We start from the raw sequence: 16,226 nt of genomic DNA on the forward strand, positions 1-16,226 counted from the left end.
TTTTAGTTTCTTTAAAAAACGACCTAATCTTAGGTCGTTTTTTTTTGCATTTTTTTTATGCATCTTGATAAACTTAAAACAATTTTTGGCATTCTTTGTGCTTATTTTCTTTTCACCCTTAACCTGTGTTTAAGGAGTTTTTAGTGCCGCATAATGTAGATCTCATCATATTACTGGCTTTTGGGTTTGGGCTCGCACTTATTTTTGGTTACCTTGCTGCCCGTTTACGCCTCCCTCCTCTAATTGGGTATTTAGTTGCTGGCATTATTCTTAGCCCGAACACCCCAGGAATTGTTGCGGACATTCAACTTGCCAACCAACTTGCCGAACTGGGCGTCATGTTTCTGATGTTTGGGGTCGGTATGCACTTTTCGCTGAATGATCTCCTACAAGTCCGACGCATTGCACTACCGGGTGCCATTTTACAAATTGCAGTGGCAACACTATTAGGCATTGGGGTTTCCATGCTTTGGGGCTGGAGCTTTGGTTCAGCGCTGGTGTTCGGTCTGAGTTTATCTTGTGCCAGTACTGTTGTATTACTCAAAGCCTTAGGTGATCAAGGTCTACTCAATTCGGTCAATGGCAAAATTGCGGTAGGCTGGCTCTTGGTTGAAGACTTGGTGATGGTCTTGGTCTTGGTACTATTACCAGCAACAGCGGTATTGCTGGGTGGTGAATCCATGACTGCTCATGGCGGCAATGATAATATTTGGCTCACATTAGGGCTAACGTTATTAAAAGTGGCTGGTTTCATCGCCTTTATGCTGATTGTGGGTAAACGTTTAGTGCCCATGATTATGCAGGTGGTTGCGCGTTTGGGTTCTCGTGAGCTTTTCACTCTGACCGTGGTTGCCGCAGCCGTTTCGATTGCTTTTGGTGCCTATAAAGTCTTTGGCGTTTCTATGGCTCTCGGCGCATTCTTTGCCGGTATGGTGGTGAAAGAATCTGATTTTAGCCATCGGGCCGAAGAAGAAACCCTACCTTTACGTGAAATCTTTTCCATCCTGTTTTTCGTTTCGGTTGGTATGCTGTTTGATCCGCGTATTTTATGGGAACAGCCTGAACATGTCTTGGCGGTCGTTGCAATTATCATGATTGGTAAAACCATTGCTGCGATGGCACTGGTGCTGTTTTTCCGCTATCCAATCAATACCGCCCTGACCGTTGGCGCAAGTTTGGCGCAAATTGGAGAGTTCTCCTTCATTCTTGCCACTCTAGGACTATCGTTAAAACTGCTTTCCCTTGAAGGGCAAAATTTGATTTTGGCAGGGGCGCTCATTTCCATTACCTTAAACTCCTTTATTTTCTCTGCAATAGAACCCCTTCAAAACTGGATTCGCGAGCGCTCATCTCTGGCACGCTTGCTAGAACGCAGTGGCGACCCACTAGCAATGTTACCCGATGAAGTTTCACAAGATTATTTACGGGATCAGGTGGTGATTGTCGGTCATGGTGAAGTCGGACGTCGCATCACCAAGACACTTATGGCGGAAGACATTAAAGTGGTGATTGCGGAAGAAAACCGTGAAATTGTGGAAAATCTGCGTGAAAAAGGTATCGCCGCTGTTTCTGGTATTGCAACCGAACCTGGGGTACTGATTCAAGCCCATATTCAACATGCACGCTTATTGGTGCTTTCACCTATGGATATTATTGATATCCATAAAATTGTTGATATTGCGAAAACTCTCAATCCGCAAATTCAGGTGCTGATTTGTGCAGAAAGCAAACAAGAAGCCGAAGTGATCCGTAAGGAAAACATTGGCGATGTGTATTTTGCCAAAGAAGAAATGGCAAAAAATATGAGCAATCATATTCTCAATCAAATTGAAATTGCACATCATCAAGCCCCTAGCCATTAGGCATCTCTCTCAATTTTGAACATAAAAAAAGCGCACATCATGTGCGCTTTTTAGCCAATGTAGATTAGCTCATAAACTGTGGTTTTTCGTCCACAACCTCGGCTTGCCATTCATTCACTTGTTTTTCAAGCAAGCTAAATAAAGCGGCCTGAATCATGTGCTGTGCAATCACAGCGGTTTGGTCACCCAATAACGCTTTAACTTCATCGTTAAACTGAATTTTGACCAAAGGTTCTTTTTCCGAGCCTGCATTTCGCAATGCCAACTCACCACCTTCAAGTTGAACCAACTCTAGAACCGCGTCCTGATTCCCAAATAATTCTTTCAATTGCTCTATAGACATATGTTCCTCCATGTTCAACATGGTGGCAAAGGCCTGTTGCACTTTGCATCGCTTAGACTTATTAATATCGGGTCAAAAATCTAAACTTCAAGCGCTCGCCATCTTTTCCTTAAAATTCGACCATTTCGTTACGAAAACCATCAATCAACTGACTCAAATCACGATGCCACTCACGTAAAATTTTGGTATCTGGCAACCATGCCTGAGGCGTTTGCGTCACCTTAATAATTAAGTTGGAAGACGTTTCATCTTCTGGTTCTGGTGCACTTGGTTCTGGCGCATACTGACACATCCGATAAGCACGTTTTAGTTCTGCAATAAAGCCATCTTTCGAGAGCTGCTGCATGACCACCACTTCGGGAGACACCTGCCCCTTAGCAGCCATCTGTTCTTCAATTGACTTCAATGTTGGCTGAAAGTCATTGAGACGGTAATAACGTACCAACTCCTGCAAAAATGCAAGCACTGCACCATGTAAATGAAAAACCGCAGCTTCACGGCAAGCTTGAGCTTGTTGAATATGATCGATTTGCTCTGCTTGCTGGCACGACAAACGTGCAAAATATAATTTCTGGTTGGTTCGGTCGGCATGAAAGCGAGCTACACGGGACATACAATTTTCCTAATTTTTGGGCATTTGTTACAGGTCTAAGATTAAACTTAATTGAATTCAATGCACAATAAAAAATTACATCTGTTCCAATTCTACCCAATAAATTTTTCTTCGAGCTGGCATATTCACAGGTGGATGTATTGGCCTAACATTTTCAATGACCCAAGCCCAATACCCCTCTTGCCAATAAGAAGCTTTCGCAGATTCAATTTCAGTATTCTTCCACGCATGAACAGAATGAATATCAACAAATGCGATAGCTCGTCCTTCTTCTTCATCTCCACACTGATTCAGATAATGCGTATTTTCAACAATGATTAAATTTTTAAGAGGAAGTTGCTCAGGTCGCCAAGAGCGAATTTCTAATGTCTTTACGCCTTGAGTAATATATTCACCAGATGGAGCCACTATAGAGAGTGCTTGATACAACTTTCTCATTATTTTCCCATAAAAAAGGAGCATCAATTGCTCCTCTTTACTTATGCTTCTGGCTTCTCAGGCTTATTTTCGGCCTGTTTTACACGAATACCTGTCCCATGTAGACGTAAGGTATTTAAACCTTTAATCGCTTTCACAGCTTCACGACCATGCGGCATGTCCACAAAAGCGAAGCCTTTAGATTTACCTGTTTCGGCATCCAACACCAATTGACAGGTCTCTACTGTGCCATATTGTTGAAACAGTTTCAGTAACTCAGCTTCTGTCACGGTACGTTCTAAATTACGAACTAAAATTTTCATTTAACAACCTTCAAAAATAGGCAAAATCATCAAAAAGCAATCGCCTACGCTACTTTCTGAACATTGCACATCAAATACAACATTGGAATCCACTTAGTTTAATCGAGATTAATCCCAAAATCTAAATTAATCGACTGTCGTTCAATTAAGGCACTTTTCACCGTTTGCTGGCGGGGTTTATGATGGGTTTCCAACGTACATAAATTTCGAGTGAGATCATTTAAGAAATAGCTGTCAACTTTACGCCCTTGTTCATCAATCACATCTCGCGCCCAAAGATTCAAATTTTGCTTGGTGAGTATAAGTTCATTCTGCGCACGAGTCAGCGCCACATAGAGCACCCGACGTTCTTCCTCGACCGCATCAAAATCTCCCTGAGCACGTGCATGCGGGTACTGCCCAGCCGTCACATTCGCGACGTAACACACTTTCTGCTCCGTACCTTTGGCAGAGTGAATGGTAATTAATGTGACTACATCTGTATCCGACTGACGTTCAATCTCAGAAATGGAAACCGGATCAAGCACATATTCCTCTAAAAACTCACTCAACTGGGCATGTTTAGAAGCCAATTGTTTGACCAATTCAAAGTCACCTTGGCGACGGCTCCAGTCTTTTTTATAGTTCTCAGCCAATTGCGCTTCAAGGGCTTGAATACCTAAACTGACACACGCTTGCACATCTTGCTTCAGTACCGTCATCTGCTTCATCATCAATAAGGTTTCAGCAGGAATGCGCCCAAACTGTTCTAATTGATTAAAAATCAGTTCGAATTCAGGTTGAAGTAACAACTGTTGTGCCAGACGACTTGCCCCCACATCGCCCACCCCATTCCATAGGGTAAGAAAGCGCATCCACGCAATATCATCTAAAGGATTGGCAATTACCCGTAGCAAACTGAGCAAATCTTTCACATGTGCAGTTTCAAGCAGTTTCATCCCACCAATAAAACGGTAAGGAACATTGGCCGCTATACACGCCGCTTCAATATGCCGCGCAGCGAAGCTTGAGCGCACTAAGACCATATGATCCGACCATTTCTGCCCCTGCAAATAATGGCGCTCTTTAATATCAATTGCGATCCATTTGGCTTCATCAAACTCATTCGGGAAAATATGCATGCGCGGCTTAATTCCCTCACCTCGATAGGCATCAAGACGCTTGTCATATTGAATCTCAGATTGATCGAGCAGCCAATTGGAGAGGTCTAAAATTTCTTGGGTGGAACGATAATTTTGCTCAAGTTTAAAGACTTGGGCATTGGGTACGCGTTCTTTAAAATGATGAATATTTTCAAAATCCGCCCCGCGAAAACCATAAATAGACTGCGCGTCATCACCCACACAGAACAGACTCACTTGGTCTTTCAGCGGTTCAAGCAACGCCCATTGCAAAGGATTGGTGTCCTGCATTTCATCCACCAGCATGTGCTTACAAATCGATGCGACATAATCAACCAAGCCTTCAGATTGATCGAGTGCCGAAGCCACAATTGCGAGAATGTCATCATAATCCAAGAAACTACGCGCACGCTTTCGTGTCTCGTACTCTTGCATAATTTTGGCAATTTGATCTTTAAACACCAAATATTCAGGATGTTGCTTTTCTAAAGCATCGCTCAATTTTTGGCGGGTATTGCGCGCAAAAGAGTACAAATCACACAGCTCTTGTGGCTTAGGCAACTGATTGGGATTTTTCTTGTCATCTTTACCACGAATTAAACGGAACATCATGATTTGGTCATCACGGTCGATAATCGTGAATTGCTCTAAACCAAAGGCTTTCGGCACACGACGCAATAAATACATACAAAAAGTATGAAAAGTCGATGCGCGAAGTCCTTTGGCTTGCTCCCCTAAAGCCAACTCTACTCGGGCTACGATTTCACTGGCTGAACGACGAGTAAAGGTTAAAATTTGAATTTGGTTGGCGGGGACGCCTTGATCAATCAGGTACGCAGCACGTGCCACAATGGTTTTCGTTTTGCCACAGCCAGCCCCTGCGAGTACCAGACTGTGTTGCGACGCAGTCGTGGCAGCTTGTTTTTGTTGCGGGTTTAATTCATCAATTAGGCTGGCTAAACTCATAGTGTCTCATCGTGCTGGGAAGATGACTAGTTTAACAGAGCTACAGATAAATTATGAATTTTAGCCAGATGATCATGGCATCGTTTGATCGATAACAAATAAGCCAATCAAAATGAATAGTTACAGATCAATAATGACAATGACATGAGCATTTTTTAAATCAAAGCAATTTAAATCAACAAGAATGTCTCGATTTAATTTATACAATCTATCCAGACTGATATGCCGATTTTTAATTTCAAAAAAATGGGATACGAGACAAAACGGCATGGATGCCGTTCGTTGGATTGGGGTATAGGGACATATCCTCAATCCAACAAAGGATTTTTGTTACTGTTCATCCTTGAAAAGTAAGGCATTCTCTACACAAAAATATTTAAATTTATTGAGAGTAATGTGGTTGTTACGGCGTTAGGGCTAAAATTCTAGCAACATTCTGACAGGTTCTTTCCAAATTCTTCTCAGCATTTTCTAAAGCGGTTTGCAAATCACATGCCCGATCTACAATCCCTAAAATTGCAGTAAAGCCTTCTGCATAGAGCTCCTCTATGCCCTCACCCACATAACCTGCACAAGCAATCACAGGCGTATTCAGTTTTTTGGCAACTTGTGCGACACCATACGGTGTTTTGCCAAATTTGGTTTGGAAATCTATTCCACCCTCTCCAGTAAAGACAAAATCTGCCCGTTCAATTTTTTCCGCCAATCGTGTTTCTTCTATCACAATTTCCACGCCTGAACGAAGGGTTGCCCCTGCAAATGCCATTAAGCCAAAACCCAAACCACCTGCGGCACCCGCGCCAGCAACATGAGCATAATCAAGTTGGAGTTGCGATTTAACCAAGCCAGCAAAATACTTTAGGTTCTGATCCAATTGCTCAACCATGGTTGGTTTTGCCCCTTTTTGCGGAGCAAATACGTAAGCCGCACCGTGTTCACCATAGAGCGGATTATTCACATCACTGGCAATCAGCATCTCAACTTGTGCCAATCGAGTATCCAAATTCGATAAATCAATCTGGCTAATCTGATGTAATTGTCCGCCCCCCTGAACCACCTCTTTGCCAGTGACATCTAAAAATCGAACCCCAAGTGCTTGAGCCATACCCATGCCTGCATCATTGGTGACGCTGCCACCGAGTCCAATAATGATTTTTTTAACCCCATGATCAAGGGCTAGCTGAATCATTTCCCCTGTTCCAAAGGTCGATGTTAAGGCTGGATTTCGCTCTGAAGGCTCCAGTAAATGAATGCCATTGGCTTTGGCCATTTCAATCACAGCCGTTCGCCCTTCATCAATCAAGCCAAAATATGTCTCGACTTTCTGTTCGATGAAAGGGCCCGACACACTACAGCTCACCATCTCACCGTGCGCAGCAGCAACCAAAGCATCTACTGTTCCCTCACCGCCATCTGCCATGGGGACATGAATATATTTTGCCTCAGGGAAGACACGTTCTAAGCCTCGTTGCATCGCCTGACATGCTTGTAGCGCAGTCATACTTTCTTTAAAAGAGTCTGGGGCAAGTACAAAGATTTTAGACATAGCAGTTGTGCTTTTTAAGATGAATTATCCTCAATCATACGCAATAAAAAAGAGTGCATATAGCACTCTTGTTCCACTTAATCATCTGTAATAATTACACATCAGCCGAACTCTTGGGTACTTCATGCTTAATATAAGAGGCCAAAGTGAGGTAGTTGATGCCTTGAAATAGAATATCTATCGCCAAAAACATACCCAACACCCAAAATGGTGCTGTCGGTGACATTAAGATAATTACCCCTGTAATAAAGGTCAGAATTCCAGAGAAAAGCGTCCAGCCCCAACCTGCCAAAGGCTTGAGTATAAAGGCATTAACACTCCGTACAATCCCTGCGATCACTAAAAAAATAGCCAAGAGACTGGTCAATACAATGGCAGTTTTGACAGGTGTGGTAAAGGCATAATAACCCGCGATCAGATAGAAAATAGCAAATGCAGCCCAAAGCCAACGATAGCCTCCTTCAAAGATTTTAAAAGCCGCGACCAAATGCAGCACACCACCTACCATCATTAAGATACCAAACAAATAAACTGCGGACAGCGTGGCAAAAGGTAAATAGGCGAGCAACACCAAACCAAATAAAGTCAGGAGTACACCTAAGACCAAGTACCATTTCCGATTTTCATGTAATTGATGACGAATAAGATCATTTCCAACTGTTTTCATAATTTTTCTCAAGTACTTACAATGGAATGCAATTATTGTGGTCTTTTTTTCCGTAACTGTCTGTTATCAATCTGCATCTTTTTTATCCACATTAGTCTTCCCTTCTGTGGATAAAAAAGCACTTATACACAGCTTTATTTAATCCAACCAATTTCCAGTGCTGTAATTTCGTTGAGTAGCGTATCTTGTAAACGATCTGGCATTTTACTTTTCTCGGCAGAAACAGGAATATGCCCCGCCATTAACTCTGCTTTGGCTTGTGGAAATAAAGGCTGTTGTTTCGGATAAGCATAGCCTTGAGGATAGAGCGGTTGTCCTGTCGCAGCGTCATATTTATCGGTTGCACCAAAGGCATGTAATAGCTCATGTACCAAAACAATTTGATTCTGCTCATTTTGTTTTTTACTGGCATACAAATTCACTGCACCAATACGCCCCTTTTCCAAAGCAGTAGAGTGTTTTAATTCACGTGTGCGTTCGGGATCGTAATAATTTAAATACAGCGTGACAGCAGGAGCACCATCACTGCGCTCATGCTGTTGCCAATCATAAAAGCGGAATTTAAGACTCCACAATATGATATCGAGCATGTTCGCCTGCTCTGGTACCTTCGGTGGTTTTTGGGTTAATTCACGCCCTAAATTTAAATAAACCTGAATAGGTTGACCACGATAATGTGCTGACATTTGCTGGAGATAAGGCTGCACAGTCGCAAGATCACTTAAAGATAATTGTTGAATATATTGTTGCGTACTGGCTTGATCATCGGCATTAATAGGATGCAGCAATACAATAATCGGTTTATCCCAGTTCTGATTTTGATCGCGCCAAGCGTTTACTGCCACAATTAACAAAATCAGCAATAGACATAAAATTCTAATTTTTTTCCACATTTATTTTAAGCACTCTGCTTCTTCATTTTTCTTAAATACATCTGGCTCATATCTACTTTTGTTTCAAAAAGATTAAGCGTTTTAATTAAGCCTGATAATTTTGCTCTACCATAATTACGAGAATCAAATTCAGGTTTTACAGCGCTGATATATTGTCCAACCATACTTAAATTTGCCCATCCATTTTCATCTGCATTATCTTTCACTGCTTTATAGATTAAATTTAAAGTTGCACGATCCATTATATCTGTCGTGGTAGTATCCTTAACTGAAGAAACAGCTTTTACATCGGATATTTTATTTGTATCTAATATCTTCTTTACTTGAAGATTTACAATTTCATAATCTTCCGTATTCTTTAGATCACTCTCGGAAATCAAATTTTCAACAAAAACAAATTTATCACAGGCCTTTTTAAATGCCTCTGGTGTAGATTTTTTACCAAAACCATAAACACTTAAACCATTTTCACGAATACGCGAAGCTAAAGGTGTAAAGTCACTGTCACTCGACACGATACAAAACCCATCTAATGCCCCAGCATAGAGTAAGTCCATTGCATCAATGATTAAAATCATGTCCGTTGCATCTTTACCTTTTGTGTAGGCAAATTGCTGAACGGGAGTAATGGCATGAGGCAACAAAACATCACGCCATTTCTTTAATGTTTCACTACTCCAATCCCCATAAACACGCTTTACGCTTGCAATTCCATATTTAGCCACTTCTTCTAATACTAATGAAATAGCACTAATCGATGAATTATCTGCATCAATTAGTACTGCAAACTTCTTTGTTTGAATATCCACAATTCCCCCAATTTTTTACTTTCTTATATGAATGATTGTGACATAAAAAATGCCCACCGAAGTGAGCATTTATATTCAATACCTTAAGTCGTTAAGCCTCAACCCATTTTCCATCTTGGAAAACCAAAGACCATTTGGTTTGTTTCCCTTCTGGCGTTTCCGAACCAATATATTGTGCTTGGTTTTTACGGCTAAATTTCACCAATGTTGGATTCCCTTCTGGGTCAACATCGGGTGCCTGCAAAATAAACTGATACTTCGGATCAAGTTGATCAGCAACACTACGAAGCTCCGAAACTTTAGGTGCACGTGTTTCACGTACTTTCGGGAACTTACTTGCTGCCAAGAATAGACCTGCCGCTCCATCACGCAGAACAAAAAAGTCATCATGCTTGGTCGAGCGTAAGTGTTCCATCTTGATTGGGTCCACACGTGGAGGTGCAGGCTGACCGCTTTTCAAAACCTTGCGGGTATTGTCACAGCTCATGCAAGCAAAGTACGGCCCAAAACGACCTGTCTTAAGTTGCATTTCACCATCACACTTATCACATGGAATGGTTGGACCATCATAACCTTTGATTTTGAACTCACCTTCTTCCAGTTCAAAACCCGCACAATCAGGATTGTTACCACAAACATGTAGTTTACGACCACCATCAATGACATAACTGTCCATCGCTGTTGCGCAAATCGGACAGCGTTTTTTCGACATCAAGTCTGCTGTTTCTGCGGCATCATCATCAGACAACGCTGCAAGTGATTCGACTGGGGTTAAGTTCAAAGTACCTTTACAGCGCTCTTTCGGTGGCAAGTTATAGCCTGAACACCCTAAGAAGACACCGGTAGTCCCTGTACGAATCTGCATTGGTCGAGAACATTCTGGACAATGTACTGCATCAACTTCCACAGGTTGATTGCGGCGCATACCACTTTCACCTTGTGCATTGGTCAGACGCGTTTTGAAATCACCATAGAAACTGTCAAGCAACTCTTTCCAGTTACGTTCGCCATCGGCCACTTTATCCAACTGACCTTCTAAGTCCGCGGTAAAGTCATAGTTCATGAGGTTATTGAAACTTTCATCCAAACGATCAGTAACAATCTCACCCATTTTTTCTGCATATAGACGACGGTTTTCCAGTTTCACATAACCACGGTCTTGAATAGTAGAAATAATCGCAGCGTAAGTTGATGGTCGACCAATGCCCTTTTTCTCAAGCTCTTTCACCAATGACGCTTCAGTAAAACGTGCAGGCGGCTTGGTAAAGTGTTGTGATGGATCTAGTTTTTCCAGATTCAATACCTCACCCACTTTCACCGCAGGCAATAGCACATCATCATCGGATTTGTTTTGACCACGAACTTTGGTAAAACCGTCAAACACCAAGGTGCGACCTTTGGCTTTCAGTTCAACACCATTGGCATCGACCAAAATTGTGGAAGATAGATATTCGGCTGGTGTCATCTGACATGCCACGAATTGGCGCCAGATTAAATCATATAAACGTTGTGCATCACGTTCCACCCCCACCAAACTATCGCCTTTTAAACCGACATTGGATGGACGAATGGCTTCATGCGCTTCTTGTGCACCCGCTTTATTGCCATAACGGTTTGGCTTCGCAGGTATATATTTTTTACCAAACTCAGTCTCAATATGGTGACGCACCATATTTACCGCATCGTCACTTAAAAAAGTCGAGTCGGTACGCATATAGGTAATGAAACCTGCTTCGTACAAACGTTGCGCCAACATCATGGTTTTCTTAACTGAAAAACCTAAACGTGTGCTGGCTGCTTGCTGTAAAGTCGAGGTGATATACGGCGCACTCGGATTAACCTTGGTCGGTTTATCTTCACGTGCTGAAACTTTGTAATCTGCATCTTTCAAAATTTTCAATAAAGCATCAGTTTCTGCTTTATTGCGTAATTTGAGAGCCTTACCTGCTTGCTTTACCGCCTCTAAACGAATTTCATCGCTTGAAGATTTAGTATCTGCAAATACCTGCCAATATTCTTCAGGAATGAAGGCACGAATTTCACGCTCACGTTCTACGACCAGTTTGACTGCTACAGACTGTACTCGTCCTGCGGATAGACCACGCGCAATTTTCTCCCACAATAAAGGAGAAATCATAAAGCCAACCACACGGTCTAGAAAACGGCGTGCCTGTTGGGCATTGACTTTATTGGTGTCTAAACGTGCTGGATGCTTAAAGGCTTCTTGAATGGCATTTTTGGTAATTTCGTTAAACACTACACGTTGATAACGTGAATCATCACCGCCAATGACTTCTTTTAAATGCCACGCAATCGCTTCCCCTTCACGGTCCAAGTCCGTTGCGAGATAAACTTCATCAACTTGCGATGCCAGTTTTTTTAATTCAGCAACCACATTTTCTTTGCCCGGAAGCACTTCATAATGTGCCTTCCAGTCATGTTCAGGATCAACCCCCATACGGTTGACCAAGGCTTGTTGTGCTTTTTCAGCCTTTTGTACTTCGGTCAGTTTGGTTCGAGTTGCTGTAGTTTTCTTATCCGCAGTTTTACCTGAACCACCCGTCGGCAAGTCACGCACATGACCTACAGAGGATTTTACAATGTAATTTGGGCCTAAATATTTGTTGATTGTTTTCGCTTTTGCAGGCGACTCCACAATCACTAAGGCACGTTTATTCCCAGCATCAGAAGATTTTGCTGTTGTGCTTTTGGATGTGGATCGAGGAGCATTCGCCATAGTTAACCGTTTTTCCTATTTCAGTGAATCTAAAAATTAAAGTTCAGCCAAAGAATGTAAATATGCTTTGATGTCTTCCAATTGGGCTGCTAATAAGTCAGCTTCTTCGTCCCAATAGATTCCTACACAGTTTGCCTGCATATCAATAGCATAAATGCCCTTTAATGCAATGGGAAAATTATTAAATTTTTCATCACCATGCACCACCTTGAGCTGCTGATCTTCAACACGGGCACGCATCAGCGGCAAACGTGCATCTGGAATCAGGACACTATAATAAGCAACCATACTGGCACGATTTGAAGATGCCAACGGAATTTTAGTCCAATCTGGTGCTGCCACTAAGCGTGGGTGTAATCCCATTTTCCGTGCTTTTTCACGCATTAAGCCCAATGCTTTTTCTCGAGGGCTAACGCGGAGTCCCAAAATTGACCCGAGCACAAACACAATAATGACAACAGCAACCCAAATTCCTGTATTTTCCATAGCAAAACCTTTTTTGTCTTTTATTAGAGTTGCATAAGCACAATATAAAACGCAAGTTGGAACGATGAAATTAATTTAGGAACATTTCATGACTATATAAGACTTCATGTCCATTCCAGTAAATATAACCTTTTTCAATCAACTCTTTGAGTAACAAACGCACATCTGCTTTAGGAAACATTTGCTCTAATAAATCACGTAAGGCATAGATGTCTTTCGGCTTATCATTTTTCAATTCGCGTAGCTTTTTCGCGACTTCAAGCTGTACAGGATCTATTTTTCCAAAATCTTTAAACAAAGCATCTTGTGCTTGTTGCACGTCTGGTACTGAAGATGCCAATTCGGCTGAACTCTGTAACAGTTCTACCGCTTGCGCTAAATTACTTGAGCTCACCAACGCTGCTTGATCTTGTTCAAGATGTAACAGTGCCCATTGCTTTAATACTTTTTTACGAAAATTAATCTGCTCATCATAACGTTTCACAATTTTCAGATTAATCAACATGCCCACCAAGTGCTGTGCTTTTTCAGGCACCACTTGCAAGATATTCATAACCGAGTTTTTTAGTGAATCGATGGTATTGGGTTTACCTGGCATTTTCGCCAAAGCATCGCAGTATTGCTTGACCATTTTTAAGTACGGTTTACTTTGAATGACATCCAAGCTTGGAATTTTGTATTTGGGTTTGCTGATTTCAGCCGCATCTTGAATTTGAATCAAGCTACAAGTCAGTGCCGAACCACGCATCAACTCGATTAAAACAGCACTGGTTTTTGCTGCCGAAATCACTTCGACATGCGTATCCGGTTCGAGTAAAGCCATTAACTGTCCAACGACCACCGCATATTCAAACTCTTTCTCTTTGGCTTGAGCAGTTTCTAAAATCACCACTTGCCCTGTATTGACCCACATTGCAAATTCAGTCAGATCTTCCAACGTATATGCAAACTGACCGTTGCAATTAAACAAATACAAAGTCGGATAATGCTGCACCAGATCGCGCAGCATCTTTGCCGTTGGCATATTATTTTCTAGATCGAACAAAACCGCTTTAGCAGACATAAATACAGAATCATGAGAGATAAGCAAAGAGCGTGCATTAGAACGGGAAGCGGGCAAAAGGTCAAGCCTTGCCCTCGTTCCCTTGTTTGAAATGCATAGGATTAAGCCATGCCGCTCAAAGCTTCAAACTAGATCAATAGTGTGGTGGTATATTGCTGAAAGGATCAAAAGCTTCGATCCCTTCAGATAAATCGGCAGATTCCACACGTTGATAAAGAAACTGCATTTGTTTTTTTAAATCAGCAATTTCGGCATGTTGGCGAATCACTTGTTCATTGAGTTGTTCAACTAAATCATCTAAAAATGCAATTCGGACTTGCAAATCTTCAATGGGTGCGGACAATGACGCCTGATTATCTAGATTTTGTTGCTTAGTCATTCAAAGTCCTCATTTGAGATTTCAGGAAACATTATGGCCTATATTACTTTAAGGGATGTCCAGCTTGCATTCGGTGGACCTGCCCTACTCGATGGCGCGAATTTTAACCTAGAACGCGGCGAACGGGTGTGTTTGATTGGCCGTAATGGTGAAGGTAAGTCTACGCTACTTAAACTAATTGAAGGTACTTTATTGCCTGATTCTGGCGAAGTTGCTATTCAAAATGGCTTAACGGTGTCTATGTTGGCACAAGACGTCCCTATGGATTCTGGCAAAGTCGCAGACATTGTGGCAGACGGCGCAGGTGAAGCTGCCACTGTACTTAAAGCATACCACGAAGCATGTGATGCCTGCATCTTAGGTGATATGGAAGCATGCGATCGCATGGGCAATTTACAGCATAAATTGGATCAACTCGATGGCTGGGCTTTAGAAAATAAAGTCAATTCCATTTTAAGTAAGATGGGACTAGACCCAAATGCCGATTTGGCCGATTTATCGGGTGGACGTAAGCGTCGTGTGCTGTTAGCACGTGCCTTACTGACTCAACCAGACGTTCTGTTACTGGACGAACCGACCAACCATTTGGATGTAGAAAGCATTGAATGGTTAGAAAAATTCTTACTCGATCAAAATAACCTAACCCTCTTATTTATCTCGCATGACCGTTCATTTGTGGACAGTATTGCCACCCGTATTGTCGAGCTTGATCGTGGGACTTTACGTAGCTACGAAGGTAACTATTCGCGCTACTTAGACCTCAAAGCACAACAAATGGAAGCCGAAGAAAAACAAAATGCGTTGTTCGATAAACGATTAGCTGAAGAAGAAGTATGGATTCGCCAAGGGATTAAAGCCCGTCGTACCCGTAATGAAGGTCGTGTCCGCGCCTTAAAAGCGCTGCGTGAAGAATCCAAAGCACGTCGTTTCCAGCAAGGCAAAGTCAGCATGGCAACCCAAGATGCCAATCGTTCTGGGAAATTGGTGTTTGATATTGAACACCTCAGTGTTTCTTACGGTGACAACCTACTGATCAAGGATTTCTCTGCGTTGGTGATGCGTGGCGACCGCATTGGTTTAGTTGGGGATAACGGTGTTGGAAAAACCACCTTAATTAAAGCCATTTTAGGTCAAATTGAACATGGTGGTTCAGTCAAAACAGGTACACAGCTTGAGATTGCCTATTTTGACCAATTGCGTAATGCGCTTGACCTTGAAAAAACCGTGATGGCCAATGTGTCAGAAGGCTCTGACTTTGTCGATGTAAATGGTAACCGTCGTCATATCTACAGCTACTTACAAGACTTCCTATTTTCGCCAGAACGCGCACGTACGCCAGTCAAAGCACTCTCTGGTGGTGAAAGGAACCGCATTCTGTTAGCCAAGTTGTTACTCAAACCATCCAATTTAATCGTGATGGATGAGCCAACCAATGATTTGGATATGGTTACGCTAGAATTGCTGGAAGAGATGCTGTCTGATTATAAAGGCACCTTATTGCTCATTTCGCATGACCGTGCCTTTATGGACAACGTAGTCACTTCAACTTGGGTGTTTGATGGCAAAGGCAATATTGATGAGTACATTGGTGGTTATCAGGATTACCTAGAACAACGTCCAGATCAGAAAGTGGTTGATCAAAAAAGTGATGTGAAAAAGGCTCAAGCCAAAGCTGAAGCGGCTGCCGCAGCAGCAACGCCTGCGCCGAAAAAGGTGAAACTGAGCTATAAAGATCAACGAGAACTCGATAGCCTACCTGCGGAAATTGAAGCTCTGGAAGCTGAACAAACTCAACTTTCAGACAAGTTGGCAGATGGTTCTTGGTTTGTTTCAAATGCCGATGCCGCGACTCAAGCGTCACAGCGTCTGACTGAAATTGAAGAACAGTTACTTGAAAAATTGGAACGTTGGGATAGATTAGAAAACCTCAGCAAAGGCAACTAATTTAATGCTCAATAACCCGATTGGCTGAGCCATTTAGCCAATCGGGTTTTTTTATTG

Annotated in this window: 15 protein-coding genes; 2 read left to right on the forward strand and 13 right to left on the reverse strand. The window is 42.2% G+C overall.

Features of this window, described 5'->3' with window-relative positions; genetic code table 11:
* Positions 1-143 precede the first annotated feature (143 nt).
* Positions 144-1,862, forward strand: coding sequence for a cation:proton antiporter (locus M5E07_RS13885; RefSeq protein ID WP_252220106.1), 1,719 nt, complete (start codon positions 144-146; stop codon positions 1,860-1,862).
* Between the two features lie 64 nt (positions 1,863-1,926).
* On the opposite strand, the gene M5E07_RS13890 is transcribed toward M5E07_RS13885, so the two are convergent.
* The 13 genes from M5E07_RS13890 to M5E07_RS13950 all read right to left on the reverse strand — a co-directional run bounded on the left by M5E07_RS13890 (position 1,927) and on the right by M5E07_RS13950 (position 14,225).
* A complete protein-coding gene (locus M5E07_RS13890) occupies positions 1,927-2,205 on the reverse strand; it encodes a hypothetical protein (RefSeq protein ID WP_116758647.1) in 279 nt (92 codons plus the stop codon).
* Between the two features lie 109 nt (positions 2,206-2,314).
* Positions 2,315-2,818, reverse strand: a complete 504-nt coding sequence (locus M5E07_RS13895) for a DUF6586 family protein (protein WP_252220108.1) — start codon at positions 2,816-2,818, stop codon at positions 2,315-2,317.
* A gap of 75 nt (positions 2,819-2,893) precedes the next feature.
* The gene (locus tag M5E07_RS13900; RefSeq protein WP_252220110.1) at positions 2,894-3,256 is read right to left on the reverse strand and encodes an ASCH domain-containing protein; all 363 of its coding nucleotides are present in this window, start codon (positions 3,254-3,256) and stop codon (positions 2,894-2,896) included.
* Between the two features lie 41 nt (positions 3,257-3,297).
* The gene (locus tag M5E07_RS13905; protein WP_116758649.1) at positions 3,298-3,558 is read right to left on the reverse strand and encodes an RNA recognition motif domain-containing protein; all 261 of its coding nucleotides are present in this window, start codon (positions 3,556-3,558) and stop codon (positions 3,298-3,300) included.
* Positions 3,559-3,656: 98 nt separating this feature from the next.
* Positions 3,657-5,645: an ATP-dependent helicase gene (locus M5E07_RS13910; protein ID WP_252220112.1), complete on the reverse strand. Its 1,989-nt coding sequence runs from the start codon at positions 5,643-5,645 to the stop codon at positions 3,657-3,659.
* A 403-nt stretch (positions 5,646-6,048) separates the two neighbouring features.
* Positions 6,049-7,191 carry a glycerate kinase family protein gene (locus tag M5E07_RS13915; protein WP_252220114.1) on the reverse strand — a complete coding sequence of 381 codons (1,143 nt, stop codon included), beginning with the start codon at positions 7,189-7,191 and terminating at the stop codon, positions 6,049-6,051.
* Positions 7,192-7,285: 94 nt separating this feature from the next.
* Positions 7,286-7,858 (reverse strand): HdeD family acid-resistance protein, encoded by a 573-nt coding sequence (locus M5E07_RS13920; RefSeq protein WP_252220116.1) that lies wholly within the window; start codon positions 7,856-7,858, stop codon positions 7,286-7,288.
* Positions 7,859-7,992: 134 nt separating this feature from the next.
* Positions 7,993-8,751: a hypothetical protein gene (locus M5E07_RS13925; protein ID WP_252220119.1), complete on the reverse strand. Its 759-nt coding sequence runs from the start codon at positions 8,749-8,751 to the stop codon at positions 7,993-7,995.
* A gap of 5 nt (positions 8,752-8,756) precedes the next feature.
* Complete coding sequence (locus M5E07_RS13930; protein ID WP_252220122.1) at positions 8,757-9,560, reverse strand: NYN domain-containing protein; 804 nt, start codon at positions 9,558-9,560, stop codon at positions 8,757-8,759.
* Positions 9,561-9,651: 91 nt separating this feature from the next.
* Positions 9,652-12,297 carry a type I DNA topoisomerase gene (gene topA, locus M5E07_RS13935; RefSeq protein WP_252220126.1) on the reverse strand — a complete coding sequence of 882 codons (2,646 nt, stop codon included), beginning with the start codon at positions 12,295-12,297 and terminating at the stop codon, positions 9,652-9,654.
* A 36-nt stretch (positions 12,298-12,333) separates the two neighbouring features.
* The gene (locus M5E07_RS13940) at positions 12,334-12,783 is read right to left on the reverse strand and encodes an ammonium transporter (protein WP_116758655.1); all 450 of its coding nucleotides are present in this window, start codon (positions 12,781-12,783) and stop codon (positions 12,334-12,336) included.
* 70 nt (positions 12,784-12,853) lie between these two features.
* Positions 12,854-13,846, reverse strand: coding sequence for a hypothetical protein (locus M5E07_RS13945; protein WP_116758656.1), 993 nt, complete (start codon positions 13,844-13,846; stop codon positions 12,854-12,856).
* Between the two features lie 133 nt (positions 13,847-13,979).
* The gene (locus M5E07_RS13950; RefSeq protein ID WP_116758657.1) at positions 13,980-14,225 is read right to left on the reverse strand and encodes a SlyX family protein; all 246 of its coding nucleotides are present in this window, start codon (positions 14,223-14,225) and stop codon (positions 13,980-13,982) included.
* 33 nt (positions 14,226-14,258) lie between these two features.
* Here M5E07_RS13950 and M5E07_RS13955 point away from each other — a divergent pair, with 33 nt between their 5' ends.
* Entirely contained in the window at positions 14,259-16,169 is a 1,911-nt protein-coding gene (locus M5E07_RS13955; RefSeq protein WP_252220129.1) for an ATP-binding cassette domain-containing protein, read from the forward strand.
* The last annotated feature ends 57 nt before the right edge of the window (positions 16,170-16,226 follow it).

This window comes from Acinetobacter tibetensis (assembly GCF_023824315.1).
Classification (GTDB): Bacteria; Pseudomonadota; Gammaproteobacteria; order Pseudomonadales; family Moraxellaceae; genus Acinetobacter; species Acinetobacter tibetensis.